Raw genomic sequence first — 26,735 nt, forward strand, 5'->3', positions numbered from 1 at the left:
ATGCTTATGACGTCTACGGCAAGGTCGTCAGCGTTTGCGCAACAACACCGCGAACAAAAACCAATTACAAGAAAGACGTGAAGGACTTATTTATGAGCAATTTCAACCCGTCGCGGCGTCGCTTTATCAAAAGCGCCGTGATTGCGGGGGTATCCGTGTACCTCGCGCCCCTGTACAGCCGCGCCTACGCCGCGCTGTTCGAGCAAAAAATCCTCCAGTCGCCCAATTGGGATCCGCAGGCCAAGCGCGTGCGTTTCCGTATCGACGGCCGCGCCAAGGTCATGGGGCAGAAGGTGTTCGCGCGCGATATCCGCGCGGTGGACATGCCGCACTGGCCGCAGAAACAGGCGCACGCCTTCATTCTGCGCGTGACCAAAGCCGACCGGTTGTTCGAAGGGGTCGATCTGTCGCTGTTGGGGGACGATCTGCAACCGGATCGCCTGGTGACGGCGGAAGATCTGGCGCGCGACGGCCTGGCCTTTCCGGCGTTCTACGGTGACGACATGCTGCTGCCGAGCGGCAAAACCCCGGCCTACCTCGGCCAGGCGGTGGCGATCCTGATCTATCACGACTTCGCCCGTTTCCGCTTCGCCAAGGACAAGCTGAAATTCCGCGAAGAAACCATCAAATACGGCGCGGTGACCGGCCCGCTCGAGCGCGATCCCTGGGGCAGCTTCCGCTATGTGCGGGTGGGGGGAGAACAACCGTTCGACGACGATCGTTTCTCCAGCCTGAAGGACACGCCGATCTTCCCGGTGTCGATGAAAAAACACCTGCCGGTGTGGCCGGAAGGGCGCGAGGGCGGCAAGCTGGATCAGGAAGGCATGCGCTATGCAGGGATGATCGCCGACGAGTTGGCGAATCCGCCGGCCGACTGGCTGGTAATGTCGCGCCGCTACACCACGCAGTCGATAGACACCTCGGCGCTGGAGCCGGACAACGCCAACGGCTGGTTCGACGCGCAGACGCAAACCTTGCATCTGGTGGTGCCGACTCAGTCGCCGCAGGAAGTGGCCGACGAGATGCCGCGCATGCTGGCCAAGCGCAATCCGCCGGTGAAACAGCTGATCCTGCACCCGTGCTATACCGTGGGCTACGGCTCGAAAGACCACTACAACTTCCCGTATTACGGCGCGGTGGCGGCGATGTATGGCGACGGCCACCCGGTGCGCCTGGCCAACGATCGCTTCGAACAGTTCCAGACGGCGTTGAAGCGCCACGCGTTCGACATGAACTACCGCATCGCGGTGAATAAGCAGACCGGCGTCATGCAGTCGTTCCTCGGTGACATGACCGCGGACGGCGGCGGCCGCAGCAACTTTACCCCTTCGGTGGTGATGGTCGGCGCAACCGCCGCCCAGTCGATTTACTACTTCCCGAAAAGCGATCTGTCGTCGGTCGGGCTGGCTTCACGCGCCATCGACGCCGGTTCGGCGCGCGGTTACGGCACGCTGCAGAGCATGGCCGCCACCGAGATGATGGTGGATGAGTTGGCCGCCGAGCTGAAGATTGACCCGATCGAGTTCCGCCTGCGCAACGTGCTGAAATCCGGCATGAAAAACACCCAGGGGGCGATCCCGGCCGGTGCGATCCGCGCCGATGAAGTGCTGGAAAAGGCGGCGAAGCATGAGATATGGCTCAAGCGCGCCGAACGCAAGGCCGAGTTTGAGAGCCGCCATCCCGGCAAGCGCTATGGCGTCGGCTTCGGCTGCGTGCAGAAAGACTTCGGCACCGGGGCGGAAACCTCGTTCGCCCGGGTGGAGCTGAGCGAAGACGGCCGCATCACCCTGCATCACAGCGGCGCGGAGATGGGCACCGGCATGTCGACCTCGCAGTCGGTATTGTGCGCGCAGTGGCTGGGCAAACCGGCCGACGAAGCGCACTTCTCGGTCACCGACTGGTCGGTATTGCCGATGGTCACCAGCGGCGATCCTTACCTGATGTCGCAGGAAGAGCAGGATAAGCTGCAAACCAACCCCAACTGGACGCCGAGCTACTGTTCGCCGTCGAGCGCCAGCAACTCGGCCTATTACTTCTCGCACAGCACCCGCGAAGCGGCGCGCCTGATCTTCGATCACGGCCTGTGGCCGGCGGCGATGGCGCTGTGGCAGGCCGGTATCGGCGGCGGCCAGGCGGCGCCGCTGGTGGTGCGGCGCGAAGATGCGCGTTGGGTCGAAGGCGGCCTGACGGCGGCGGGCATGTCGGTGCTGAGCCTCGAGCTGCTGGCCAAGACGGCTTATCAGATGGGCGGCGTCACCGGCGCGGCGGTGCATGTGTTCAACCGCTGGCAGTGGGCGGAGGCCGATTTTACGTTGAACGGCAAAAGCGAACGCCTGCCGGTCGACGGCATGGCGCTGCGCAACGCCGGCGGCGAATTCAAACCGCTGGCGCGCGGGCAGGTCTATTATCCGCCGACCCAGCGCAACAATGCGGCGGTGACCTACTACAGCGCCGTCGGCACGTTGGCGGAAGTGGCGGTGGATATCGCCACCGGCCAGGTGGAGTTGTTGAATCACCACTCGATCATGGAGTGTGGCAACCTGATCGTGCCGGAACTGGTTTCCGGCCAACTGCAGGGCGGGCTGGCGATGGGCATCGGCCATGCGCTGCACGAATATTTACCGCTGTACGAAGACGGCCCGGGCAACGGCACCTGGAACTTCAACCGTTACCACCTGCCGCGCGCCAGCGACGTGGCGGTATGGAAACAGAGCGGCGACATCCTGCCGGCGCTGTCGGAAACCGATCCGCCGAAAGGCATGGCGGAGGTGGTGATGATCCCGATCGTGGCCGCGCTGGTCAACGCCATCGCCGACGCCACCGGCCACCGTTTCCGTGATTTGCCCGTTCGTGCAGAAAATATTCGTGAGGTATTACAATGAGCATTAAAACCCAGCCGATTTCCCTGACCATCAACGAAAAGCAGTACGGCCCGATCGAGGTGCCGGAAGGCTTGATGATGATCGATTTCCTGCACGAGTATCTCGATTTGACCGGTTCGCGCCTCGGCTGCGGGCAGGGCATTTGCCACGCCTGCGTGGCAATCGTCGATCACCCGAGCGGCACCAGCGAAGAGGTGCGCACCTGCATCACCGGCGCGCATTTCTTCAACGGCAAGAAAGTGCGCACTGTCGAAGGCCACGCCAGGGTGGACGAACAGGGCGAGGTGGTCGAGCTGTCGCCGATCCAGCAGGCGTTTCTGGAACACTACAGCTTCCAGTGCGGCTACTGCACGCCGGGCTTCGTCAACGCCGCCACCATTTTCGTGGAAAAGCTCAAGCGTGAGCCGATCGCCCGCGATCAGCTGGAGAATGCCATCGAGCAGGCGCTGGATAGCCACATTTGCCGCTGCACCGGCTACGTGCGCTACTACGAAGCGGTGCGCGACGTGGTGCTGAAAACGCCGGGCCTGCTGAAGGAGACGGCGCAATGAAAAAACGTCTCGCAGTGTTGATTGTGCTGGTGGCGATCGTGGTGATTGCGCTGCTGTGGTGGCGGGAAAACCGCCGTTACGACGGCCCGGTGCAGCAGGTAACCGCCAGCGCCGAACAGATCGCCCGCGGCCGTTATCTGGCGCAGGCCGCCGACTGCGCCGCCTGCCATACCGCCAGCGGTGGGGCGCCGTTGGCCGGCGGCTATCCGCTGGACACGCCGTTCGGCACGATTTACGGCAGTAACTTGACGCCGTCGGCCGACCACGGCATCGGGCGCTGGAGCAAGGACGACTTCTTCCTGGCGTTGACGCAGGGCGTGGCGCCGGGCGGGCGGCACCTGTACCCGGCGATGCCTTACATTTCGTATAAGGGCATGTCGCGTCAGGACGCCGACGACATCTACGCTTACCTGATGACGCGCCCGGCGGTGGACGTGGCCATTCCGGCCAACGACATGCCATTTCCGTTTAACCAGCGCATGGCGCTGATCGGCTGGAATCTGTTGTTCCGCAGTCAGGATCCGTTGCCGGCCAGCTCGCAGGGCAGCTCGCCGCAATGGCAGCGCGGTCGCTATCTGGCCGACGTGCTGGGCCACTGTGGCGAATGCCACACGCCGCGCGGCGCGCTGGGGCAGATGGATCTCGGCAAACCGATGCAGGGCGGCGATCTCGGCCGCTTCATGGCGCCGGACATTACGCCGCACGGTCTGGCGCAGCGCGGCTGGACGCCGCAGGACGTCAGCCGCTTCCTCAGCACCGGCCTCGCACCGCAGGGTTCCGCCTTCAGCGAGATGCACATGGTGGTGGATCTCAGCACCCGTCATTTGACGCCGGAAGATCATCAGGCGCTGGCGCTGTATCTGATGGGCGAGCAGCCGCCGGCGGCAGTGCCGGTGAAAATGGGGCAGGGCAGCGATGCCGGGCGCATGACCTATCTGGATCAGTGCGCCGGCTGCCATGCGCGCGAAGGCGAAGGCAAACCGCACGTCGCACCGGCGATGCGCGATAACGCCACGCTGCGCCAGGCGGACGGCAAGAACCTGATCGTGTCGGTGCTGGACGGCCTGCCGGCCCAGCAGTTCCCGAACGGTGAAAGCATGCAGAGCATGCCGGGCTTCGGCGAGCGTCTGAGCGATGCCGACGTGGCGGAACTGGTAAACTACCTGCGGGTGACCTGGGGCGGTTTGCCGGCGGACGTCACCGCCGAGCAGGTGAAAGCGCTGCGCAAGTAAGCGGCGTTCAGACGAAAAAAATGGCCCGCATCTGCGGGCCATTTTATTGCGCGGTCACGCGATTCAACGGCTGGTGACGCCGGCGACACGTTGGCTGCGCTGTTTGATGGCGTAACCGACGGCCAGGATCGCCACCCATACCGGGATCAGCAGCACCGAGATTTGAATGCCCGGCGTCAGGTACATGATCACCAGGATGCCGGCCATGAACAGCAGGCACAGGTAGTTGCTGAACGGGTACCAGAACGCTTTGAACTTCGGCACCACGCCTTCGCGGTTTTTGGCGGCGCGGAATTTCAGGTGCGCCAGGCTGATCATCGCCCAGTTGATCACCAGCGCCGATACCACTAACGCCATCAGCAGTTCGAAGGCGCGGCCCGGGATCAGGTAGTTAATCAGTACGCACAGCGCGGTGGCGAGGGCGGAAATGCCGATGGCCACCACCGGCACGCCGCGGCCGTCGACCTTCAGCAGGCTTTTCGGGCCGTTGCCCTGCTGCGCCAGGCCGTACAGCATGCGGCTGTTGCAGTAGACGCAGCTGTTGTAGACCGACAGCGCGGCGGTGAGCACCACGATGTTCAGCACGGTCGCCACCAGGTTGCTGTTCAGCGCGTGGAAGATCAGCACGAACGGGCTGCCGCCTTCGACCACTTTGCCCCACGGGTACAGCGACAGCAGAATGGCCAGTGAACCGATATAGAAGATCAGGATGCGGTAGATCACCTGATTGGTGGCTTTCGGAATGCTTTTTTGCGGGTTGTCGGCTTCGGCGGCGGTGATGCCGACCAGCTCGAGGCCGCCGAAGGAGAACATGATCACCGCCATCGCCATCACCAGGCCCATGACGCCGTTCGGGAAGAACCCGCCCTGCGCCCACAGGTTGGTGACGGTGGCTTCCGGGCCGCCCATGCCGCTGAACAGCAGGTAGGCGCCGAACACGATCATGCCGATAATCGCCACCACTTTGATGATGGCGAACCAGAACTCCATCTCGCCGTAAACTTTCACGTTGGCCAGGTTGATGGCGTTGATCGCCAGGAAGAATACCGCGGCGGAAACCCAGGTGGGGATCTCCGGCCACCAGTACTGCACGTAGATGCCGACCGCGGTCAGCTCCGCCATCGCCACCAGGACATACAGCACCCAGTAGTTCCAGCCGGAGGCGAAGCCGGCGAAGTTGCCCCAGTATTTGTAGGCGAAGTGGCTGAAGGAGCCGGCGACCGGCTCTTCCACCACCATTTCCCCCAGCTGGCGCATGATCAGAAACGCGATGAAGCCGCCGATGGCGTAGCCGAGGAGCACTGACGGGCCGGCCATTTTTATTGTTTGAGCGATACCGAGAAATAACCCGGTGCCGATTGCGCCACCTAAGGCGATGAGCTGAATATGGCGGTTTTTCAGGCCGCGCTTCAGCTGGTCACCATGCTGTTGACCATCCATCAATCTAACCCTCTGTCGTTGTGAATGCCCACCTGCCTGTAAAGCAGTGGTTACGATGTGTGTTTTGTTTTATTTACGGCGTTATAGCTATTAATTCCACGGCGCCGCTACCGTTTGGCAGAGAATAATGTTATGCGCGTCGGTTTGCACCTGCTTTGTCGTGTGAGTGATTAAGATTGCAGCAGTTTAGGAAACAAAATGCGGGTTGTGTGACGGCAGGGGGGATTCAGTGCATGAAATAAGCAACAAATCACATAATGCGCAAAAATAACGTAGATCTGAACGGTGGGCCGCGTTCAAATAATGAACGAACCGCCGTTGCGCTGTTCGCCAAATAGCCATTCATTAAAGCGTAATAACCATGCAATAAAACTCGGGCAAAAAGTTTGCACTCTGCCTTGCGTAAGGTTTGGTAAAAGTTAAATCCCCAACCCGCCGCGTAAATGGTAATACCATCACGGCGTTACCGGTTTGCAGCGGGGTTTTCAGCGGGGTGTTAAAATGTGCGGGTAACCTGATTTCGATCAAGGCCCGTATGGACAGGAGGTGAATACTTTGTTACTTTACCGTCACGTTTTTGAAATTGGTATTACCAATTGACTCCGCGCCATTCGCAGAGAAGAATTCACTCATGGCCTACAGCAAAATCCGCCAACCCAAGTTGTCAGATGTTATCGAGCAACAGCTCGAATACCTGATCCTCGAGGGGACACTGCGCCCAGGCGAAAAACTGCCTCCGGAGCGCGAGCTGGCGAAACAATTTGATGTCTCCCGTCCTTCTCTGAGAGAGGCCATTCAGCGCCTTGAAGCGAAAGGGCTGCTCCTGCGCCGTCAGGGCGGCGGCACCTTCGTGCAAACTAATCTGTGGCAGAGCTTCAGCGATCCGCTGGCCGAGCTGCTGGCCGACCATCCCGAATCACAGTTCGATCTGCTGGAAACCCGTCACGCGCTGGAAGGCATTGCCGCCTATTACGCGGCGCTGCGCGGCACCGATGAAGATCTGGCGCGCATCCGCGACTGCCACATCGTGATTCAACAGGCTCAAGACAGCGGCGATCTCGACGCCGAAGCCGATGCGGTCATGCAGTATCAAATCGCCGTGACTGAAGCCGCTCACAACGTTGTGTTACTTCACCTGCTACGCTGCATGGGGCCGATGCTGGAACAGAACGTGCGTCAGAACTTTGAATTGCTCTACTCGCGCCGTGAGATGTTGGCAAAAGTGAGCAGCCACCGCGCCGGAATTTTTGAGGCGATTGTGGCACGCGAGCCGGAAAAGGCCCGTGAAGCCTCGCATCGCCACTTGGCGTTTATCGAGGAAATCTTGCTGGATCTCAGCCGGGAGCATACTCGGCGCGAGAGATCGCTGCGGCGTCTCCAGCAACGCAAGGATTAAGAGCTGTCCTCTTCAGGGTACACCAGCCTGCGGGGGTTAAGTTCGAGGTACTTAGTTAAGTACTTAAGCGGCAACTAAACTGATGGGCCTGTCTTCGTGTGTTTTTTCACAGAGCACAGGAAGACAGGCTCCAAACAAACCATTAGACAGATAAGGAATACCACCATGTCAGAACGTTTAAACAATGACGTGGATCCGATCGAAACCCGCGACTGGCTGCAGGCGATCGAATCGGTCATCCGTGAAGAGGGTGTTGAGCGAGCTCAGTTTCTGATTGATCAGGTATTGGGAGAAGCCCGCAAAGGCGGCGTTAACGTTGCGGCCGGCGCTGCAGCGCACAACTACGTCAACACCATCGCGGTAGAAGACGAACCGGCTTACCCAGGCAACCTGGATCTGGAACGCCGCATTCGCTCTGCGATCCGTTGGAACGCGATCATGACCGTTCTGCGCGCATCCAAGAAAGACCTGGAGCTGGGCGGCCACATGGCTTCCTTCCAGTCTTCCGCGACCTTCTATGAAGTCTGCTTTAACCACTTCTTCCGCGCACGCAACGAGAAAGACGGCGGCGACCTGGTCTACTTCCAGGGCCACATCTCTCCGGGCGTTTACGCGCGCGCCTTCCTTGAAGGCCGCCTGACCGAAGAACAGATGAACAACTTCCGTCAGGAAGTGCACGGCAACGGCCTGTCCTCTTACCCGCATCCTAAGTTGATGCCGGAATTCTGGCAGTTCCCGACCGTATCCATGGGCCTGGGCCCAATCAGCGCCATCTATCAGGCGAAGTTCCTGAAATACCTGGAACACCGCGGCCTGAAAGACACCTCTGAGCAGACCGTTTACGCCTTCCTGGGCGACGGTGAGATGGATGAGCCGGAATCCAAAGGCGCCATCACCATCGCCACCCGCGAGAAGCTGGACAACCTGGTGTTCGTCATCAACTGCAACCTGCAGCGCCTGGACGGCCCGGTCACCGGTAACGGCAAGATCATCAACGAACTGGAAGGCATCTTCTCCGGCGCAGGCTGGCAGGTGCTGAAAGTGATCTGGGGCGGCCGTTGGGATGAGCTGCTGCGCAAAGACACCAGCGGTAAACTGGTTCAGCTGATGAACGAGACCCTGGACGGCGACTACCAGACCTTCAAATCCAAAGACGGCGCTTACGTGCGCGAGCACTTCTTCGGCCGTTACCCGGAAACCGCGGCGCTGGTCAAAGACATGACCGACGACGAAATCTGGGCGCTGAACCGTGGTGGTCACGATCCGAAGAAAATCTTCGCTGCACTGAAAAAAGCGCAGGACACCAAAGGCAAACCGACCGTTATCCTGGCCCACACCATCAAAGGTTACGGCATGGGTGAAACCGCGGAAGGTAAAAACATCGCTCACCAGGTGAAAAAAATGAACATGGAAGGGGTTCACCACTTCCGCGATCGTTTCAACGTGCCGGTTGCCGATGCTGACATCGAAAAACTGCCGTACATCACCTTCGAGAAAGATTCCGAAGAGTACAAATACCTGCACGAACGTCGCCAGGCGCTGAAAGGCTACGTGCCTACCCGTCTGCCGGAGTTCACCCAGAAGCTGGAAATGCCGGCGCTGGAAGATTTCAGCTCGCTGCTGGAAGAGCAGAACAAAGAGATTTCCACCACTATCGCTTTCGTGCGTGCCCTGAACGTGATGCTGAAGAACAAGTCGATCAAAGATCGCCTGGTGCCAATCATCGCCGACGAAGCGCGTACCTTCGGTATGGAAGGTCTGTTCCGTCAGATCGGTATCTACAGCCCGAACGGCCAGCAGTACACCCCGCAGGACCGTGAGCAGGTTGCTTACTACAAAGAAGACGAGAAAGGCCAAATCCTGCAGGAAGGCATCAACGAACTGGGCGCAGCCTCTTCCTGGCTGGCCGCAGCGACCTCCTACAGCACCAACGATCTGCCGATGATTCCGTTCTACATCTACTACTCGATGTTCGGTTTCCAACGTATCGGCGACCTGTGCTGGGCAGCGGGCGACCAACAGGCGCGCGGCTTCCTGATCGGCGGGACCTCGGGCCGTACTACCCTGAACGGCGAAGGTCTGCAGCACGAAGATGGCCACAGCCACATTCAGTCTCTGACCATCCCTAACTGCATCTCTTACGATCCGGCTTACGCGTACGAAGTGGCGGTCATCATGCACGACGGTCTGGTGCGCATGTATGGCGACAACCCGGAAAACGTGTACTACTACCTGACCACGCTGAACGAAAACTACCACATGCCTGCGATGCCGCAGGGTGCGGAAGAAGGTATCCGCAAGGGTATCTACAAGCTGGAAACGCTGGAAGGCAGCAAAGGCAAGGTGCAGCTGCTGGGCTCCGGCGCCATCCTGCGCCACGTGCGCGAAGCTGCGCAGATCCTGGCGAAGGACTACGGCGTGGGTTCCGACACCTACAGCGTGACCTCGTTCACCGAACTGGCGCGCGACGGCCAGGATTGCGAGCGTTGGAACATGCTGCACCCAACCGAAGCGCCACGCGTGCCTTACATCGCTCAGGTGATGAACGACGCGCCGGCGGTAGCCTCTACCGACTACATGAAACTGTTCGCCGAACAGGTTCGTACTTATGTGCCGGCCAGCGATTATCGCGTACTGGGCACCGACGGCTTCGGTCGTTCGGACAGCCGCGAAAACCTGCGTCACCACTTCGAAGTCGATGCGTCCTACGTGGTGGTTGCTGCTCTGGGTGAACTGGCTAAACGCGGTGAGATCGAAGCTTCCGTGGTTGCTGATGCAATCAAGAAATTCGACATCAACCCGGAAAAAGTTAACCCGCGTCTGGCCTAAGAGGTACTGAATAATGTCTATCGAAATCAACGTACCGGACATCGGTGCAGATGAAGTCGAAATCACCGAGATTCTGGTGAAGGTCGGCGATAAAGTTGAAGCGGAACAATCGCTGATCACCGTGGAAGGCGACAAGGCTTCCATGGAAGTGCCCTCCCCGCAGGCGGGCGTGGTGAAAGAGATCAAAGTGGCGGTCGGCGATAAAACCGAAACCGGCAAACTGATCATGATCTTCGAAGCGGCAGGCGCAGCGGAAGCTGCACCGGCGGCGAAAGCGGAAGAAAAACCGGCGGCAGCAGCAGCTGCCCCGGCTGCCGCTGCGGCCAAAGACGTTGCCGTGCCGGATATCGGCGCCGACGAAGTCGAAGTGACCGAGATCCTGGTGAAAGTGGGCGATAAGGTGGAAGCCGAGCAGTCCCTGATCACTGTGGAAGGCGACAAGGCTTCCATGGAAGTCCCTGCGCCGTTCGCGGGCACCGTGAAAGAGATCAAGATCGCGACCGGCGACAAAGTGAAAACCGGTTCCCTGATCATGGTGTTTGAAGTGGCCGGCGCCGCTTCCGCTGCGGCCCCGGCTGCGGCGCAAGCACCGGCTGCCGCCGCAGCGCCTGCGGCCTCGGCGGCTAAAGACGTCGCCGTGCCGGATATCGGCGGTGACGAAGTCGAAGTGACCGAGGTGATGGTCAAGGTGGGCGACAAGGTTGCCGCCGAGCAGTCTCTGATCACCGTGGAAGGCGACAAGGCCTCCATGGAAGTGCCAGCGCCGTTCGCGGGCACCGTGAAAGAGATCAAGATCGCGACCGGCGACAAAGTGAAAACCGGCTCCCTGATCATGGTGTTCGAAGTGGAAGGCGCTGCGCCTGCCGCTGCCGCCGCTCCAGCCGCTAAAGCGGACGCTGCGCCGGCGCCGGCCGCCGCTAAAGCCGCCGCTCCGGCTGCGAAAGCTGAAGACAAAGGCGAGTTCGCCGAGAACGCGGCCTACGTGCACGCGACTCCGGTCATTCGTCGTCTGGCGCGTGAATTCGGCGTTAACCTGGCGAAAGTGAAAGGCACCGGTCGTAAAGGCCGCATCCTGCGCGAAGACGTTCAGGCTTACGTGAAAGACGCGGTGAAACGCGCTGAAGCGGCCCCGGCTGCTGCCGGCGGCGGTCTGCCAGGCATGCTGCCATGGCCGAAAGTGGACTTCAGCAAGTTCGGCGAGATCGAAGAAGTCGAAATGGGCCGCATCCAGAAGATCTCTGGCGCGAACCTGAGCCGCAACTGGGTGATGATCCCGCACGTGACTCACTTCGACAAAACCGACATCACCGATCTGGAAGCGTTCCGCAAGCAGCAGAACGAAGAAGCGGCCAAGCGCAAGCTGGACGTGAAGTTCACGCCTGTCGTGTTCATCATGAAAGCTGTCGCTGCCGCTCTGGAGCAGATGCCGCGCTTCAACAGCTCGCTGTCCGAAGACGGTCAGAAGCTGACGCTGAAGAAATACATCAACATCGGCGTGGCGGTAGATACCCCGAACGGCCTGGTGGTTCCGGTGTTCAAGGACGTGAACAAGAAGAGCATCACCGAGCTGTCTCGCGAGCTGATGACCATCTCCAAGAAAGCGCGCGACGGCAAGCTGACCGCGGGCGAGATGCAGGGCGGCTGCTTCACCATCTCCAGCCTGGGCGGCATCGGGACAACTCACTTCGCGCCGATCGTCAACGCGCCGGAAGTGGCTATCCTGGGTGTCTCCAAGTCTGCGATGGAGCCGGTCTGGAACGGTAAAGAGTTCATGCCGCGCCTGATGATGCCGATGTCGCTGTCCTTCGACCACCGCGTTATCGACGGTGCCGATGGTGCGCGCTTCATCACCATCATCAACAACATGTTGTCCGACATTCGCCGTCTGGTGATGTAATGCAAAAGGGGCGCAGCATGCTGCGCCCCTGACGATTCTGTAGCAGTTTTGTCGGATTTTGCATAACTCGACAAAATTGTTGAGACACGGGTCACTCGAACACGCTTTGCAGATTATTAACAATTCTGTAAACTGCTCGCGGTGTAAGCGTCCCGGTGGATGAAGGGCGTTATGAGATCGATTAGCAATAAAAATGACGTCTGACCCGCCGGACAATCAATTAAGAGGTCATGATGAGTACTGAAATTAAAACTCAGGTCGTGGTACTTGGGGCGGGCCCGGCAGGTTACTCTGCAGCCTTTCGTTGCGCTGACTTAGGTCTTGAAACCGTTCTGGTTGAACGTTATTCCACTCTGGGCGGGGTTTGCCTGAACGTGGGATGTATCCCTTCCAAAGCACTGCTGCACGTTGCCAAAGTGATCGAAGAAGCCAAAGCGCTGGCCGAACACGGCATCGTTTTCGGCGAGCCGAAAACCGACATCGACAAAGTGCGCGTCTGGAAAGAAAAAGTCATCACTCAGCTGACCGGCGGTCTGGCTGGCATGGCGAAAGGCCGTAAAGTGAAAGTGGTCAACGGCCTGGGCAAGTTCACCGGCGCTAACACCCTGGTTGTTGAAGGCGAAAACGGCCCAACCACCATCAACTTCGACAACGCCATCATCGCTGCAGGTTCTCGTCCGATCCAACTGCCATTCATTCCTCATGAAGATCCACGCGTGTGGGATTCTACCGATGCGCTGGCGCTGAAAACCGTCCCAGAGCGTCTGCTGGTTATGGGCGGCGGCATCATCGGCCTGGAAATGGGCACCGTATACCATGCGCTGGGTTCACAGATCGACGTCGTTGAAATGTTCGATCAGGTTATCCCGGCGGCAGATAAAGACGTGGTGAAAGTCTTCACCAAACGTATCAGCAAGCAGTTCAACCTGATGCTGGAAACCAAAGTGACCGCGGTAGAAGCCAAAGAAGACGGCATCTACGTCACGATGGAAGGTAAAAAAGCGCCGGCAGAGCCACAGCGTTACGACGCGGTGCTGGTGGCGATCGGCCGCGTGCCGAACGGCAAACTGCTGGATGCCGGCAAAGCCGGTGTTGAAGTTGACGAGCGTGGCTTCATCAACGTCGACAAACAGCTGCGCACCAACGTGCCGCACATCTTCGCCATCGGCGACATCGTCGGCCAGCCGATGCTGGCGCACAAAGGCGTGCACGAAGGCCACGTCGCCGCAGAAGTTATCGCCGGCATGAAGCACTACTTCGATCCGAAAGTGATCCCATCCATCGCTTACACCGAGCCGGAAGTGGCGTGGGTGGGTCTGACCGAGAAAGAAGCGAAAGAGAAAGGCATCAGCTACGAAACCTCCACCTTCCCGTGGGCGGCTTCCGGCCGTGCGATCGCTTCCGACTGTGCAGACGGCATGACCAAACTGATCTTCGACAAAGAAACTCACCGCATCATCGGTGGCGCGATTGTCGGCACCAACGGCGGCGAGCTGCTGGGTGAAATCGGTCTGGCTATCGAGATGGGCTGCGACGCGGAAGACATCGCGCTGACCATCCACGCTCACCCGACCCTGCACGAATCCGTGGGCCTGGCGGCGGAAATCTACGAAGGCAGCATCACCGATCTGCCTAACCCGAAAGCCAAGAAGAAGTAATTCTGCTGGTTTGACCGGTTAACAAGCGGCTCCTGAGAAGGGGCCGTTTTTTTTTTTGCTCAGATGCAGAACGCGGTTTTTTGTGGCCGCTGCGCCAAATTCCGATCCTCATGCTTATATCCATTTTAATTATGTGGATATAATGCCCTGTTTGTCCGGCAGCCGATTACGCTGCGCTCAACGATTCAGCAAAGATTTAATGTTGCTTTTATGTGAACGAATTAACAACCGTTTCAAATCCTGATATGCTGGCTGAGCGGAACCGGGCACTGTACCTTACAGTCCAGGACATCGACAGCAGTGCCCCGTCAGGATAGATGGCATCAATATCGCCGTGCGCTCTACCCATCAGTCTTTCATGCTGTAACGCTGTTTGACCGTGCTTGTTTGCCCCAATCACCGTTTCGGGGCCTTTACGGGCCGATCGCCTAGCCACAGAGTGAAACCCAAAGGGTATAAACCCGGTTTGCATATACGCCAGGCACAATAAATGACAATGAGAGCGAGGAGAACGTCGTGCTAGAAGAATACCGTAAGCACGTAGCCGAGCGTGCTGCTGAGGGCATCGCCCCTAAGCCGCTAGACGCCACCCAAATGGCCGCGCTGGTCGAACTACTGAAGAATCCGCCAAAAGGCGAAGAAGAATTCCTGTTAGACCTGCTGATTAACCGTGTTCCACCGGGCGTCGACGAAGCCGCCTACGTCAAAGCAGGTTTCCTGGCGGCCATCGCCAAAGGTGAAGCGACATCCCCCCTGGTTACCCCCGAGAAAGCCATTGAACTGTTAGGCACCATGCAGGGCGGCTATAACATTCATCCGCTGATCGAAGCCCTGGACAACGAAAAGCTGGCGCCGATCGCCGCCAAAGCGCTGTCCCACACGCTGCTGATGTTCGACAACTTCTACGATGTGGAAGAGAAGGCGAAAGCCGGCAACGCGCACGCCAAGCAGATCATGCAGTCTTGGGCCGATGCCGAATGGTACCTGTCGCGCCCGGAGCTGGCGGAAAAGATCACCGTCACCGTGTTCAAAGTGACCGGCGAAACCAACACCGATGACCTGTCTCCGGCGCCGGACGCCTGGTCGCGCCCGGATATCCCGCTGCACGCGCTGGCGATGCTGAAAAACGAACGTGAAGGCATCGTGCCGGATCAGCCGGGCAGCGTCGGCCCGATCAAACAGATCGAGCTGCTGAACAAGAAAGGCTTCCCGCTGGCCTACGTCGGCGACGTGGTCGGCACCGGTTCCTCCCGTAAATCCGCCACCAACTCGGTGCTGTGGTTCATGGGCGACGACATCCCGCACGTGCCGAACAAGCGCGGCGGTGGCGTGGTGCTGGGCGGCAAGATTGCGCCTATCTTCTTCAACACCATGGAAGATGCCGGCGCCTTGCCGATCGAAGTGGACGTGTCCGAGCTGAACATGGGCGACGTGATCGACGTTTACCCGTACAAAGGTGAAGTGCGCAACCACGAAACCGGCGCGCTGATCGCCAACTTCGAGCTGAAAACCGACGTGCTGCTGGATGAAGTGCGCGCCGGCGGCCGTATCCCGCTGATCATCGGCCGCGGCCTGACCACCAAGGCGCGCGAAGCGCTGGGTCTGCCGCACAGCGACGTGTTCCGCATCGCCAAACCGGTAGCCGCCAGCAACAAAGGCTTCTCGCTGGCGCAGAAAATGGTCGGCCGCGCCTGCGGCGTCGCCGGCATTCGCCCTGGCGAATACTGCGAGCCGAAGATGACCTCCGTCGGCTCTCAGGACACCACCGGCCCGATGACCCGCGATGAGCTGAAAGACCTGGCCTGCCTCGGCTTCTCCGCCGATCTGGTCATGCAGTCGTTCTGCCACACCGCCGCGTACCCGAAACCGGTCGACGTGACCACGCACCACACGCTGCCTGACTTCATCATGAACCGCGGCGGCGTCTCGCTGCGCCCGGGCGACGGCGTGATCCACTCCTGGCTGAACCGCATGCTGCTGCCTGACACCGTCGGCACCGGCGGCGATTCCCACACCCGCTTCCCGATCGGCATCTCCTTCCCGGCCGGTTCCGGCCTGGTGGCGTTTGCCGCCGCGACCGGCGTGATGCCGCTGGATATGCCTGAGTCGGTGCTGGTGCGCTTCAAAGGCAAAATGCAGCCGGGCATCACCCTGCGCGATCTGGTGCACGCCATCCCTTACTACGCGATCCAGCAGGGTCTGCTGACCGTCGAGAAGAAGGGCAAGAAAAACATCTTCTCCGGCCGCATTCTGGAGATCGAAGGCCTGCCGGATCTGAAGGTCGAGCAGGCGTTTGAGCTGACCGATGCGTCCGCCGAACGTTCCGCCGCCGGTTGTACCATCAAGCTGGACAAGGCGCCGATTGAAGAGTACCTGAACTCCAACATCGTGCTGCTGAAGTGGATGATCTCCGAAGGCTACGGCGATCGCCGTACGCTGGAGCGCCGTATTCAGGGCATGGAAAAATGGCTGGCGGATCCGCAACTGCTGGAAGGGGATGCGGATGCGGAATACGCAGCGGTGATCGACATCGATCTGAACGAGATCAAAGAGCCGATCCTGTGTGCGCCGAACGATCCTGACGATGCGCGCCTGCTGTCTGACGTGGCCAACAGCAAAATCGATGAAGTGTTCATCGGTTCTTGCATGACCAACATCGGCCACTTCCGCGCGGCGGGCAAGCTGCTGGATCAGCACAAGGGCCAGTTGCCGACCCGTCTGTGGGTGGCGCCGCCAACCAAGATGGATGCGGCTCAGCTGACTGAAGAAGGCTACTACAGCGTCTTCGGCAAGAGCGGCGCGCGTATCGAGATCCCGGGCTGCTCGCTGTGCATGGGTAACCAGGCGCGCGTGGCGGACGGCGCGACGGTGGTCTCCACCTCAACCCGTAACTTCCCAAACCGTCTGGGCACCGGCGCCAACGTCTATCTGGCGTCTGCCGAACTGGCCGCGGTAGCGTCCCTGCTGGGCCGCCTGCCGACGCCGGACGAGTACCAGACCTATATGGCGCAGGTCGATAAGACGGCGGCGGATACCTACCGCTACCTGAACTTTGACCAGCTGGGCCAGTACACCGAAAAAGCCGACGGCGTGATCTTCCAAACCGCCGTGTAAGCCGCTATATTGCGCAACTGTTTAACGGGAGGCCTTGGCCTCCCGTTTTATTTTGCTCAGTTGCCAACTTTGCGAGCGCTCACTGAGTTAGTCCGCCATTTATGTTTACACTAAGAAAAAGGGCTCAGGAGGGCATGCTATGGATTACGAATTTCTGCGTGACGTCACCGGTCAGGTGATCGTCAGATTTTCGATGGGGCATGAAGCGATTGGCCATTGGATCAATGAAGAAGTCAAAGGCGATTTCAACCTGCTGGACCGCATTGAAGCCGGCGCGGCCGAGGTCAAAGGCAGCGAGCGCCAATGGCAGCTGGAAGGCCATGAATATACGCTGCTGATGGATGGTGAAGAAGTGATGATCCGCGCCAATCAGCTGGAGTTCGAGGGCGACGAAATGGAAGAGGGGATGAACTACTACGACGAAGAAAGCCTCTCATTCTGCGGCGTTGAGGATTTCCTGCTGGTGTTGAAGGCCTATCGTTCTTTCATGCTGAAGTACTAAGCATCAGGGCGCGGCGCGCCGCGCCCTTTCCATCACAGATGCGGAATATTGCGGCCGTAATAGATTTCCTGCATCTCTTTCCATAACAGATCGGTGATCTGCTTGCGTTCGGCTGCGCTCAACGCCTCCGGCTCCGCGTTAAACAGGTAGTGCTTCAGATCGAAATCCTTCAGCAACATCTTGGTATGGAAGATATTTTCCTGGTAAACGTTCACGTCCATCATGTGGTACAGCGCCTTGATGTCTTCCGACATAAAGTTCTGGATCGAATTGATCTCATGATCGATGTAATGTTTCACGCCGTTCACGTCGCGGGTAAAACCGCGCACGCGATAGTCCATGGTGACGATGTCGGATTCCAGCTGGTGAATTAAGTAGTTCAGCGCCTTGAGGGGCGAAATGACGCCGCAGGTCGAGACCTCGATATCGGCGCGGAAGGTGCACAGCCCGCCTTCCGGATGGCTTTCCGGGTAGGTGTGCACGCAGATATGGCTCTTGTCCAGGTGCGCGACGACCGTATTCGGTAGCGGACCGGGGTGTTCCGACGTATCGACGTCTTTCGGATCGATCGGCTCTTCGCTGACCAGGATGGTGACGCTGGCGCCCTGCGGCTCGTAGTCCTGACGCGCGATGTTCAGAATATTGGCGCCGATGATCGAGCAGGTTTCGCTCAGGATCTCGGTCAGCCGGTTGGCGTTATATTGTTCGTCTATGTAGGCGATATAGCCATCGCGATCGTCCGCGGTTTTGGCGTAACAAATATCGTAAATACAAAAACTCAGGCTCTTGGTCAGGTTGTTGAAGCCGTGCAGTTTTAGCTTATGCAATTTGGGCCACCTCCTTTATCTTCTCGCTTAACGTGTTACGTTCAGGGCATTGAGCAAATATTGCGGCAGGGCAAAGCTGCCGACGTGAATTGCCGGGTTGTAATAACGGCAGTGTAGGCCGCTTTGGTTAAAGCGCTGTTGCAGGGTAGGCAGATCGCGCTGGCGCAGCGCCGGGTTCTGGCTCGCCCAGGCGAAGGTCATGATGCCGCCGTAATAGGTCGGGATCGCCGCCTGATAGAAGCTGACGTCGGTAAAGTAGCGGCTCAGTTTAGCGTGGCTGTTGACCGCCTCGTCCTGTTGCAGGAAGCAGACGCCGTTTTGCGCGACGAAAATGCCGCCCTCATTCAGGCAGCGGGCGCAGCCTTCATAAAACGCCGAGGTGAACAGGCTTTCGCCGGGGCCGATCGGATCGGTGCAGTCGGAGATGATCACATCGAACGTTTCGCCGGTTTGATTCACGAAGTTGACGCCGTCGTCGATCACCAGCTTGAAGCGCGGATCGTCATAGGCGCCGGCGCTGTGGTTGGGCAGGTATTGGCGGCAGAACTCGATGACGCCGGCGTCGATTTCGACCATGGTGATTTGCTCAACGCCAGGATGCCGGCTGACTTCGCGCAGCATACCGCCGTCGCCGCCGCCGATGATCAGCACTTTCTTCGCCTGGCCGTGCGCCAACAGCGGCACGTGGGTCAGCATTTCGTGATAGATGAACTCGTCACGCTCGGTGGTTTGCACCACGCCGTCGAGCGCCATCACGCGCCCCAGCACCGGGTTCTCGAAGATCACCAGATCCTGATGATCGGTCTTCTCGCGGTACAGCACCTTCTCTACCGAAAAGTACTGGCCGAAGCCCGTATGCAGCGTTTCGTACCAAATTTCTTTCTGGGTCATGTGCGGGAAACTCCGTAATAACAGCCATGAAAAATCGGCGCAACATCATAGCTAACTCTGCCTGGCGATGCACGGTTGAATTTCAGACAGAGAGAGCGGAGGGCGGACGGGCGAGGGGGAAGATTAATTGGCGTAGGCCAGCAGGCTCAGGGAGTCGCGCGCCAGCGATTTGCACTTCTTGGGCGTTGGAATGGCGATGCCGCTCAGATCGCGATAGCTGTCTTCGCCCAGCGCCTTCATGTTAAAGCTGTTGTAGTTGCTCAAATCCCAGCGGTTTTGTTGCGCGAAATAGACGATGGCGCGCTTGATTTGCGCATTTGGCAAATCGTTGTAGCCGCAATCATTTTTCAAATAAATAAATACCGCCGTCAGATCGGCCAGATCTTCCGCCTCGGATTCATTCAGCGCCAGACTGGCGTTGGAGAAGCCCAGCATCGCCAGCAACAGCATCGTTAACGTTGTTTTTTTCATCATGAAATAGGCCTGTTTGTCGTCTGCAGACGTTACCACACTTGCCTGTAAAGGCACCAAATTTTATTGCTGACGGGCGCTGCCATAGCGCTCACCCACGGCGCGCTCTTGATTGTGAGGCATAGCTTAAAATACCGCCAGGAAAGGCTTGACCTTCCGCCTGGGGGAAGGTTTAGGCTGGCTGCGTTGAGTTATGTCACTGAGAAAAGGGAGTCAGCGATGTTACGCCGTGATTTTATTAAATTGACCGCTGCATTGGGCGCCGCGAGCGCATTGCCGTTATGGAGCCGGGCCGCCTTAGCGGCCGAGCGGCCGGCCCTGCCGGTGCCCCCGTTGTTAACGCCCGACGCGCAGGGAAAGATTGCGCTGGCGCTGCAGGCGGGGGAAACCCGCTGGTTGCCCGGCGCCGCCACCAAAACCTGGGGATTCAACGGCGCGCTGCTCGGGCCGGCGGTGAAGCTGCAGCGGGGTCAGCCGGTGACGGTCGATATCAAAAACCGCCTGGCGGAAGCCAGTACCGTCCACTGGCACGGCCTGGAAATCCCCGGCGACGTCGATGGCGGCCCGCAGGCGTTGATCCATCCCGGCGCAACGCGCACGGTGAATTTCACCGTCGATCAACCGGCGGCCACCTGCTGGTTCCACCCGCATACCCACGGTAAAACCGGCAGCCAGGTGATGATGGGGCTGGCGGGGCTGGTGCTGCTGGAAGACGATGAAAGCGCCAAACTGCCGCTGCCGAAAACCTGGGGGCAGGATGACATTCCGGTGATCCTGCAGGATAAGCGCTTGGGCAAAGATGCCCAGATCGAATATCGCCTGGACGTGATGAGCGCGGCGGTGGGTTGGTTTGGCGATCGCATGTTTACCAACGGCGCGCAGTACCCGCAACATCTGGCGCCGCGCGGTTGGCTGCGTCTGCGTTTTCTCAACGGTTGCAACGCCCGCTCGCTGAATCTGGCGGCCAGTGACAACCGCCCGCTGTACGTCATCGCCAGCGACGGTGGTTTTCTGGCGGAGCCGGTGAAGCTGACCGAGCTGCCGATGCTGATGGGCGAGCGCTTTGAAGTGCTGGTCGATGCCTCCGACGGGAAAGCGTTCGACATCGTGACGTTGCCGGTGAAACAGATGGGCATGACGCTGGCGCCGTTCGATCGGCCGCTGCCGGTGTTGCGCATTCAGCCGTCGTTGGCGCAGGGCATCAAAACCATGCCGGACAGCCTGGTGAAGCTGCCGACATTGCCTGCCACCACCGGCATCCAGGAGCGTTGGCTGCAGCTGATGATGGATCCGCAGCTGGATATGCTCGGCATGCAGGCGCTGATGGATCGTTATGGTCATCAGGCGATGGCCGGCATGAGCATGAATCATGGCGCGACGGGCGCTGGAGACATGAAAGGCATGGATCACGGTAACATGAAGGGCATGGAGAAGGGCGGCATGCAGGGCATGGACCACGGCGACATGAGCAGCATGAAAGGCATGAAAGGCATGGATCATGGCAAGATGGCCGGGATGGATCATGGCGGCGCGCAGGGCAACGCCAAACCGTTCGACTTCAGCCACGGCAACATGATCAACGGCAAGGCCTTCGATATGACCAAACCGATGTTTGCCGCCAAACGGGGCCAGTATGAAAAGTGGACCATTTCCGGCGAGGGCGACATGATGCTGCACCCGTTCCACATTCACGGCACCCAGTTCCGTATTCTGTCGGAAAACGGCAAACCACCGGCGGCGCATCGCAGCGGCTGGAAGGACACGGTGCGCGTCGAAGGGTGGCGCAGCGAAGTGCTGGTGCGCTTCGACCATCCGGCAAGCAGCGAACATGCGTATATGGCCCACTGCCACCTGCTGGAGCATGAAGATACCGGCATGATGATGGGCTTTACCGTCGGCGAATGATCGCGGCCCGTCGCTCAGGTGGCGGTGCGCTCGCGTCGCCACCGGCGAAAGGCTATGCTAAACTCTGCGCCTTTCTTCCGGCAACTGACCTGAATACTATGAAACACACTGTAGACGTAATGATTTCCGAGCAGGAAGTTAAGACCCGTATCGCCGAACTTGGCCGCCAGATCACCGAACATTACCGCGACAGCGGCAGCGACATGGTGCTGGTTGGGCTGCTGCGCGGCTCCTTCATGTTCATGGCCGATCTGTGCCGCGCGATTGACGTGCCGCACGAAGTCGACTTCATGACGGCTTCCAGCTACGGCAGCGGCATGTCCACCACCCGCGACGTGAAGATCCTCAAGGATCTGGACGAAGACATTCGCGGCAAAGACGTGCTGATCGTGGAAGACATCATCGATTCCGGCAACACGCTGAACAAAGTGCGCGAGATTTTGGCGCTGCGTGGGCCGAAATCGCTGGCGATTTGCACCTTGCTGGACAAGCCTGAGCGCCGTGAAGTACAGGTGCCGGTCGAATATGTCGGCTTCTCGATCCCGGATGAGTTCGTGGTGGGGTATGGCATCGACTACGCCCAGCGCTACCGTCACCTGCCGTACGTCGGCAAAGTGGTGCTGCTGGACGAGTAATTGATGTGGGGCGCGGCCTGCCGCGCCCGCGGCGGGATTATACGCCTTTATCCTGCTTCAGTTTGGCTATCGCTTTGCGGTAGCCCATCTCCAGGCTCTCGCGGCTGGTCGCCAGCACTTCCATATCGCGCAGACGGCCGTCCTGAATGCCGTACACCCAGCCGTGGATCATCACCTTCTGGCCGCGTTTCCAGGCCGATTGCATGATGGTGGAGTGGCCCAGGTTGTATACCTGCTCAATGACGTTGATCTCGCACAGCATGTCGAAACGCTGTTCCGGCGGCAGCTCGCCCAGCAGCGAACTGTGCTTGTACCACAGATCGCGAATGTGCAGCAGCCAGTTGTCGATCAGCCCCAGCTCCGGGTTTTCCACCGCGGCCTGCACGCCGCCGCAGCCCAGGTGGCCGCAGATGATGATGTGTTCGACCTCCAGCACATCTACCGCATACTGCACCACCGACAGGCAGTTAAGATCGGTGTGGATAACGAGGTTCGCCACGTTGCGATGGACGAACAGTTCACCCGGCTCGAGGCCGGTCAGGCGTTCTGCGGGAACGCGGCTGTCAGAGCAACCAATCCATAAGAAGCGGGGCTTTTGCGCCTGGGCTAAACGTTCAAAAAAATCCGGGTCTTCCTGACTGATATTGGCCGACCAGGCCTGGTTGTTGGCGATAAGCTCTTCGATTTCTTTCATGGAGGTGATTGACCCGTAACGAACAGATTGCGTTGGGGTAATATAGGGTAAGCGTCACAATTTGGAAATCGGAACAGTGGTGCAACCTCATTTACCGCACGGATTCGACTCAGTGAAAACGCCGTCGATGCTAGGATTATTGTTATTGTTTCAAGCCTCGCAAACAGGGGGCGCGGCGGCATACTCATCGTTATAAGGTACTATTTTACATATGAATTATGCACTGGAATTAGCGCAGCTGACCAAGACTTACGCCGGTGGCGTCAAGGCGCTGCGCGGCATCGACCTGAGCGTCGAGGCGGGGGATTTTTATGCCCTGCTGGGGCCAAACGGCGCCGGAAAGTCCACCACCATCGGCATCATCAGCTCGCTGGTGAATAAAACCGCCGGCAGCGTGCGGGTGTTCGGTTACGACATCGATAAAGACATCGTCAACGCCAAGCGCCAGCTTGGCCTGGTGCCGCAGGAGTTCAACTTCAACCCGTTTGAGACCGTATTGCAGATCGTGGTGAACCAGGCGGGTTACTATGGCGTCACGCGGCGTGAAGCGATGGCGCGCGCCGAAAAGTACCTCAATCAGCTGGACCTGTGGGGCAAGCGCAACGAGCGTGCTCGCATGCTGTCCGGCGGCATGAAGCGCCGTCTGATGATCGCCCGCGCGTTGATGCACCAGCCGAAGCTGCTGATCCTCGATGAACCGACCGCCGGGGTGGATATCGAGCTGCGCCGCTCGATGTGGGGCTTCCTGAAAGAGCTGAACGCCCAGGGCACCACCATCATCCTCACCACCCACTATTTGGAAGAGGCGGAGATGCTGTGCCGCAACATCGGCATCATCCAGAACGGGGAGCTGGTGGAAAACACCTCGATGAAGGGGCTGCTGGCCAAGCTCAAGTCGGAAACCTTTATCCTCGATCTGGCGGCGAAAAGCCCGCTGCCGAAGCTGGACGGTTACCGCAGCCGCCTGACGGATACCTCGACGCTGGAAGTGGAGGTGATGCGTGAACAGGGGCTGAACGGCCTGTTCGCCCAGCTGAGCGCGCAGGGCGTGCAGGTGCTGAGCATGCGCAACAAGGCGAACCGCCTGGAAGAGCTGTTTGTCACCCTGGTTAACGGCAATGGAGAGAAAGCATGACGCGTTTGTATTGGGTGGCCTTACAGAGCATCTGGGCCAAAGAGGTGAACCGCTTCGCGCGCATCTGGATCCAGACCCTGGTGCCGCCGGTGATCACCATGACGCTGTACTTCATCATCTTCGGCAACCTGATCGGGTCACGCATCGGCGATATGCACGGCTTCAGCTACATGCAGTTCATCGTGCCCGGCCTTATCATGATGGCGGTGATCACCAACTCCTACGCCAACGTCGCGTCGTCGTTCTTCAGCGCCAAATTCCAGCGCAACATTGAGGAACTGCTGGTGGCGCCGGTGCCGACCCACGTGGTGATCGCCGGTTATGTCGGCGGCGGCGTGGCGCGCGGTATCTGCGTCGGCGTGCTGGTGACCATCATCTCGCTGTTCTTCGTGCCGCTGCAGGTGCACGCCTGGTGGGTGATTGCGCTGACGCTGTTGCTGACGGCGATCCTGTTCTCGCTGGCGGGGCTGATCAACGCGGTGTTCGCCACCACTTTCGACGACATCAGCCTGATCCCGACCTTCGTGTTGACGCCGCTCACCTACCTGGGCGGGGTGTTCTACTCGCTGTCGCTGCTGCCGCCGTTCTGGCAGGCGGTGTCAAAGCTGAACCCGATCGTCTATATGATCAGCGGTTTCCGCTACGGTTTCCTCGGCATCAACGACGTGCCGCTGGCGTTCACCATGGCGGTGCTGGTGGCGTTTATCACGGTGTTCTACCTGCTGTCCTGGTACCTGATCGAACGCGGCCGCGGCCTGCGCAGCTGATCCTGATGCGCCCTCGTTTTCCCGGCGGGGGCGCTTTTCCCGATTTGGCGCAGGCGGCGCGTAAATCAATAGAATCGCTCAAATAACCGCTAGTTCCCCGCTGTTCAAATCGTGCTATGCTGGCGCTCCACATTTCCTTCATTTTTGTCATTACGCACTCGTAAGCAGAACATCATCATGCGGCCTCAATACAAGTTGGCGACTGGGTTACTCGGCATTCTGATGTCGTTGGTTTCCCCTGTGAGCCTGGCGAATCTGCTGTCGGAAGACGGCGCGGTTAAATCTGAATACATGGAAGCGCAGCGCGACAGCGAAGTCTATTCGCTGGTGGGCGAGCATGTGATCCCGGTAGGGGAAGTGAAGCGCGGGCAACTGATCCAGGTGTTCCCGGCGGATGCGGAATACTACGAATTCAAATTCGGGCACGGCACCGGCTTTATCGATAAAGACGACGTGCGCGAGCTGAAGAAGTCGCGCAAGGTGCAAGACGATCTGGGCGAGCTGAACAAGCCGCTGACCAACCAGAATCTGATCACCCAAAAGGCGATCGACGTATACACCGCGGCGGACAAGGACAGCGAGGTCTTCGGCACGCTGGAAGGCAATCTGCGTTATCCGATCATCGGCAAGCTGAAGGATCGGCTGAACAATACCTGGTACGAGGTCAACATCGGCGATCGGCTGGGGTTCGTCAATGAGCTGGACTGCGAGATCGATAACGGCATACCGGTGCTGACTTACCATCACCTGCTGAAAAACGAAGAGAACAAGCGCTTCCGCCATACTTCGACCACCACCTCAGACGTGGCGTTCAGCAACCAGATGACCTACCTCAAGCAGGCGGGCTACGACACCATTTCGCTGTATCAGCTGGAAGCCTACCTGAAGAATCAGATCAACCTGCCGGGCAAGGCGATCGTGCTGACCTTCGACGACGGGCTGAAATCGGTTTATCGCTACGCTTACCCGGTATTGAAGGATTACGGTTTCCGCGCAACGGCGTTCATCATCTCTTCGCGCATCAAGCGTCATCCGCAGAAATGGAACCCGGACTCGCTGCAGTTTATGAGCGTCTCGGAGCTTAAGCAGATTCAGGACGTGTTCGACGTGCAGTCGCACACCCACTTCCTGCATCGCACCGACGGCAATCGCCAGCCGATTTTGCTGAGCCGTTCGCTGCATAATATCGAGTTCGATTTTGAGCGCTCGCGCCGCGCGCTGTCGCAGTTCAACCCGCACGTGCTGTATCTGTCCTACCCGTTCGGCGGCTATAACCAGCGGGCTATCCAGGCGGCACAGGACGCCGGTTTCCATCTGGCGGTGACCACGGTGCAGGGCAAGGTGAAGCCGGGGGATAATCCCTATACGTTGAAGCGGCTGTATATTCTGCGCACCGACTCGATCCAGACCATGGCGGATCGGATAGCCAACAAGCCGGGCACGGTGGTGCAGTAAGGAAAAGAACGGGCGCGCGAGGCGCCCGTTTTACCGTCAGGCGACCTGAACCGGCACGGCTTTCGCCTTGCGCTGCAGGTTGTTGTCACCCTCGAAATAGGCGACCTTCGGGTGATGTTGGCGGGCGTCGGCGTCGGTCATTTGCACATAGGAGCAGATGATCAGTTTGTCGCCCACGCAGGCGCAGCGCGCGGCGGCGCCGTTGACCGAAATGATGCGCGAACCGCGCTCGGCGGCGATGGCGTAGGTGGAGAAGCGCTGGCCGTTATCCACGTTGTAGATATCGATCGCTTCATATTCCAGAATGCCGGCCGCTTCCAGGAAGTCCTGATCGATGGCGCAGGATCCTTCATAGTGCAAGTCAGCCTGAGTGACTTTGACGCGATGCAGCTTGCCTTGCAGCATAGTACGTATCATAGCTTTACCTAACTGAATATCGGCCTTCACAGGCGTT

Annotated in this window: 20 protein-coding genes; 14 read left to right on the forward strand and 6 right to left on the reverse strand. The window is 59.1% G+C overall.

Features of this window, described 5'->3' with window-relative positions; translation table 11 throughout:
• The first annotated feature begins 92 nt into the window (after nt 1-92).
• The 3 genes from ACSBQS_RS18175 to ACSBQS_RS18185 are packed head-to-tail and all read left to right on the forward strand — an operon-like array spanning nt 93 to nt 4,665.
• Nucleotides 93-2,882, forward strand: coding sequence for a xanthine dehydrogenase family protein molybdopterin-binding subunit (locus ACSBQS_RS18175; protein ID WP_047573695.1), 2,790 nt, complete (start codon nt 93-95; stop codon nt 2,880-2,882).
• Nucleotides 2,879-3,433 (forward strand): (2Fe-2S)-binding protein, encoded by a 555-nt coding sequence (locus tag ACSBQS_RS18180; RefSeq protein ID WP_015379038.1) that lies wholly within the window; start codon nt 2,879-2,881, stop codon nt 3,431-3,433. The genes ACSBQS_RS18175 and ACSBQS_RS18180 overlap by 4 nt, the downstream gene beginning before the upstream one ends.
• A complete protein-coding gene (locus tag ACSBQS_RS18185; RefSeq protein ID WP_434991263.1) occupies nt 3,430-4,665 on the forward strand; it encodes a c-type cytochrome in 1,236 nt (411 codons plus the stop codon). Before ACSBQS_RS18180 ends, ACSBQS_RS18185 begins: the two co-directional genes overlap by 4 nt.
• A gap of 63 nt (nt 4,666-4,728) precedes the next feature.
• Here the strand turns inward: ACSBQS_RS18185 and ACSBQS_RS18190 are convergent, their stop codons facing one another.
• Nucleotides 4,729-6,105 (reverse strand): amino acid permease, encoded by a 1,377-nt coding sequence (locus ACSBQS_RS18190; protein WP_042785360.1) that lies wholly within the window; start codon nt 6,103-6,105, stop codon nt 4,729-4,731.
• 631 nt (nt 6,106-6,736) lie between these two features.
• Between ACSBQS_RS18190 and pdhR the strand changes: the two genes are divergently transcribed.
• From pdhR to yacL, 6 genes are all read left to right on the forward strand, one after another.
• Nucleotides 6,737-7,501 carry a pyruvate dehydrogenase complex transcriptional repressor PdhR gene (pdhR, locus tag ACSBQS_RS18195; RefSeq protein ID WP_004937490.1) on the forward strand — a complete coding sequence of 255 codons (765 nt, stop codon included), beginning with the start codon at nt 6,737-6,739 and terminating at the stop codon, nt 7,499-7,501.
• Nucleotides 7,502-7,666: 165 nt separating this feature from the next.
• Nucleotides 7,667-10,330 (forward strand): pyruvate dehydrogenase (acetyl-transferring), homodimeric type, encoded by a 2,664-nt coding sequence (gene aceE, locus ACSBQS_RS18200; RefSeq protein WP_033632104.1) that lies wholly within the window; start codon nt 7,667-7,669, stop codon nt 10,328-10,330.
• Nucleotides 10,331-10,343: 13 nt separating this feature from the next.
• Complete coding sequence (gene aceF, locus ACSBQS_RS18205; protein ID WP_033632105.1) at nt 10,344-12,227, forward strand: pyruvate dehydrogenase complex dihydrolipoyllysine-residue acetyltransferase; 1,884 nt, start codon at nt 10,344-10,346, stop codon at nt 12,225-12,227.
• A 233-nt stretch (nt 12,228-12,460) separates the two neighbouring features.
• A complete protein-coding gene (lpdA, locus tag ACSBQS_RS18210) occupies nt 12,461-13,885 on the forward strand; it encodes a dihydrolipoyl dehydrogenase (RefSeq protein WP_033644926.1) in 1,425 nt (474 codons plus the stop codon).
• 516 nt (nt 13,886-14,401) lie between these two features.
• Nucleotides 14,402-16,999, forward strand: a complete 2,598-nt coding sequence (gene acnB / locus ACSBQS_RS18215; protein WP_033644692.1) for a bifunctional aconitate hydratase 2/2-methylisocitrate dehydratase — start codon at nt 14,402-14,404, stop codon at nt 16,997-16,999.
• 139 nt (nt 17,000-17,138) lie between these two features.
• A complete protein-coding gene (yacL, locus tag ACSBQS_RS18220; protein WP_004937507.1) occupies nt 17,139-17,501 on the forward strand; it encodes a protein YacL in 363 nt (120 codons plus the stop codon).
• A gap of 32 nt (nt 17,502-17,533) precedes the next feature.
• Here the strand turns inward: yacL and speD are convergent, their stop codons facing one another.
• From speD to ACSBQS_RS18235, 3 genes are all read right to left on the reverse strand, one after another.
• A complete protein-coding gene (speD, locus tag ACSBQS_RS18225; protein WP_004937510.1) occupies nt 17,534-18,328 on the reverse strand; it encodes an adenosylmethionine decarboxylase in 795 nt (264 codons plus the stop codon).
• Nucleotides 18,329-18,355: 27 nt separating this feature from the next.
• Entirely contained in the window at nt 18,356-19,219 is an 864-nt protein-coding gene (speE, locus tag ACSBQS_RS18230; RefSeq protein WP_089197420.1) for a polyamine aminopropyltransferase, read from the reverse strand.
• A gap of 123 nt (nt 19,220-19,342) precedes the next feature.
• Nucleotides 19,343-19,690 carry a YacC family pilotin-like protein gene (locus tag ACSBQS_RS18235; RefSeq protein WP_033644927.1) on the reverse strand — a complete coding sequence of 116 codons (348 nt, stop codon included), beginning with the start codon at nt 19,688-19,690 and terminating at the stop codon, nt 19,343-19,345.
• A gap of 219 nt (nt 19,691-19,909) precedes the next feature.
• On the opposite strand from ACSBQS_RS18235, the gene cueO reads away from it, so the two are divergent.
• Nucleotides 19,910-21,595, forward strand: coding sequence for a multicopper oxidase CueO (gene cueO, locus ACSBQS_RS18240; protein ID WP_197666960.1), 1,686 nt, complete (start codon nt 19,910-19,912; stop codon nt 21,593-21,595).
• A 98-nt stretch (nt 21,596-21,693) separates the two neighbouring features.
• Nucleotides 21,694-22,230, forward strand: coding sequence for a hypoxanthine phosphoribosyltransferase (gene hpt, locus ACSBQS_RS18245; RefSeq protein WP_048234659.1), 537 nt, complete (start codon nt 21,694-21,696; stop codon nt 22,228-22,230).
• A gap of 37 nt (nt 22,231-22,267) precedes the next feature.
• On the opposite strand, the gene can is transcribed toward hpt, so the two are convergent.
• Nucleotides 22,268-22,924, reverse strand: coding sequence for a carbonate dehydratase (can, locus tag ACSBQS_RS18250; RefSeq protein WP_015379031.1), 657 nt, complete (start codon nt 22,922-22,924; stop codon nt 22,268-22,270).
• A 211-nt stretch (nt 22,925-23,135) separates the two neighbouring features.
• Here can and ACSBQS_RS18255 point away from each other — a divergent pair, with 211 nt between their 5' ends.
• The 3 genes from ACSBQS_RS18255 (at nt 23,136) to ACSBQS_RS18265 (ending at nt 26,281) form a co-directional block, all read left to right on the forward strand.
• Nucleotides 23,136-24,059, forward strand: coding sequence for an ABC transporter ATP-binding protein (locus tag ACSBQS_RS18255; protein ID WP_033644695.1), 924 nt, complete (start codon nt 23,136-23,138; stop codon nt 24,057-24,059).
• Nucleotides 24,056-24,826 carry an ABC transporter permease gene (locus ACSBQS_RS18260; protein WP_033644696.1) on the forward strand — a complete coding sequence of 257 codons (771 nt, stop codon included), beginning with the start codon at nt 24,056-24,058 and terminating at the stop codon, nt 24,824-24,826. The genes ACSBQS_RS18255 and ACSBQS_RS18260 overlap by 4 nt, the downstream gene beginning before the upstream one ends.
• A 177-nt stretch (nt 24,827-25,003) precedes the next feature.
• Entirely contained in the window at nt 25,004-26,281 is a 1,278-nt protein-coding gene (locus tag ACSBQS_RS18265; protein ID WP_033644697.1) for a polysaccharide deacetylase family protein, read from the forward strand.
• Between the two features lie 36 nt (nt 26,282-26,317).
• Here ACSBQS_RS18265 and panD read toward each other — a convergent pair whose 3' ends face one another.
• Nucleotides 26,318-26,698 carry an aspartate 1-decarboxylase gene (gene panD, locus ACSBQS_RS18270; protein ID WP_004937544.1) on the reverse strand — a complete coding sequence of 127 codons (381 nt, stop codon included), beginning with the start codon at nt 26,696-26,698 and terminating at the stop codon, nt 26,318-26,320.
• Nucleotides 26,699-26,735 lie beyond the last annotated feature (37 nt).

Source organism: Serratia sp. H402Y (genome assembly GCF_051172415.1).
In the GTDB taxonomy this organism is placed as follows: Bacteria; Pseudomonadota; Gammaproteobacteria; order Enterobacterales; family Enterobacteriaceae; genus Serratia; species Serratia ureilytica.

Bases quoted from the DNA above. Each gene is read 5' to 3' on its own strand.
- ACSBQS_RS18175 (WP_047573695.1), top strand. From the start codon at position 93: ATGAGCAATTTCAACCCGTCGCGGCGTCGCTTTATCAAAAGCGCCGTG.
- ACSBQS_RS18180 (WP_015379038.1), top strand. From the start codon at position 2,879: ATGAGCATTAAAACCCAGCCGATTTCCCTGACCATCAACGAAAAGCAG.
- ACSBQS_RS18185 (WP_434991263.1), top strand. From the start codon at position 3,430: ATGAAAAAACGTCTCGCAGTGTTGATTGTGCTGGTGGCGATCGTGGTG.
- ACSBQS_RS18190 (WP_042785360.1), bottom strand. From the start codon at position 6,105: ATGGATGGTCAACAGCATGGTGACCAGCTGAAGCGCGGCCTGAAAAAC.
- pdhR (WP_004937490.1), top strand. From the start codon at position 6,737: ATGGCCTACAGCAAAATCCGCCAACCCAAGTTGTCAGATGTTATCGAG.
- aceE (WP_033632104.1), top strand. From the start codon at position 7,667: ATGTCAGAACGTTTAAACAATGACGTGGATCCGATCGAAACCCGCGAC.
- aceF (WP_033632105.1), top strand. From the start codon at position 10,344: ATGTCTATCGAAATCAACGTACCGGACATCGGTGCAGATGAAGTCGAA.
- lpdA (WP_033644926.1), top strand. From the start codon at position 12,461: ATGAGTACTGAAATTAAAACTCAGGTCGTGGTACTTGGGGCGGGCCCG.
- yacL (WP_004937507.1), top strand. From the start codon at position 17,139: ATGGATTACGAATTTCTGCGTGACGTCACCGGTCAGGTGATCGTCAGA.
- speE (WP_089197420.1), bottom strand. From the start codon at position 19,219: ATGACCCAGAAAGAAATTTGGTACGAAACGCTGCATACGGGCTTCGGC.
- ACSBQS_RS18235 (WP_033644927.1), bottom strand. From the start codon at position 19,690: ATGAAAAAAACAACGTTAACGATGCTGTTGCTGGCGATGCTGGGCTTC.
- cueO (WP_197666960.1), top strand. From the start codon at position 19,910: ATGTTACGCCGTGATTTTATTAAATTGACCGCTGCATTGGGCGCCGCG.
- hpt (WP_048234659.1), top strand. From the start codon at position 21,694: ATGAAACACACTGTAGACGTAATGATTTCCGAGCAGGAAGTTAAGACC.
- can (WP_015379031.1), bottom strand. From the start codon at position 22,924: ATGAAAGAAATCGAAGAGCTTATCGCCAACAACCAGGCCTGGTCGGCC.
- ACSBQS_RS18255 (WP_033644695.1), top strand. From the start codon at position 23,136: ATGAATTATGCACTGGAATTAGCGCAGCTGACCAAGACTTACGCCGGT.
- ACSBQS_RS18260 (WP_033644696.1), top strand. From the start codon at position 24,056: ATGACGCGTTTGTATTGGGTGGCCTTACAGAGCATCTGGGCCAAAGAG.
- ACSBQS_RS18265 (WP_033644697.1), top strand. From the start codon at position 25,004: ATGCGGCCTCAATACAAGTTGGCGACTGGGTTACTCGGCATTCTGATG.
- panD (WP_004937544.1), bottom strand. From the start codon at position 26,698: ATGATACGTACTATGCTGCAAGGCAAGCTGCATCGCGTCAAAGTCACT.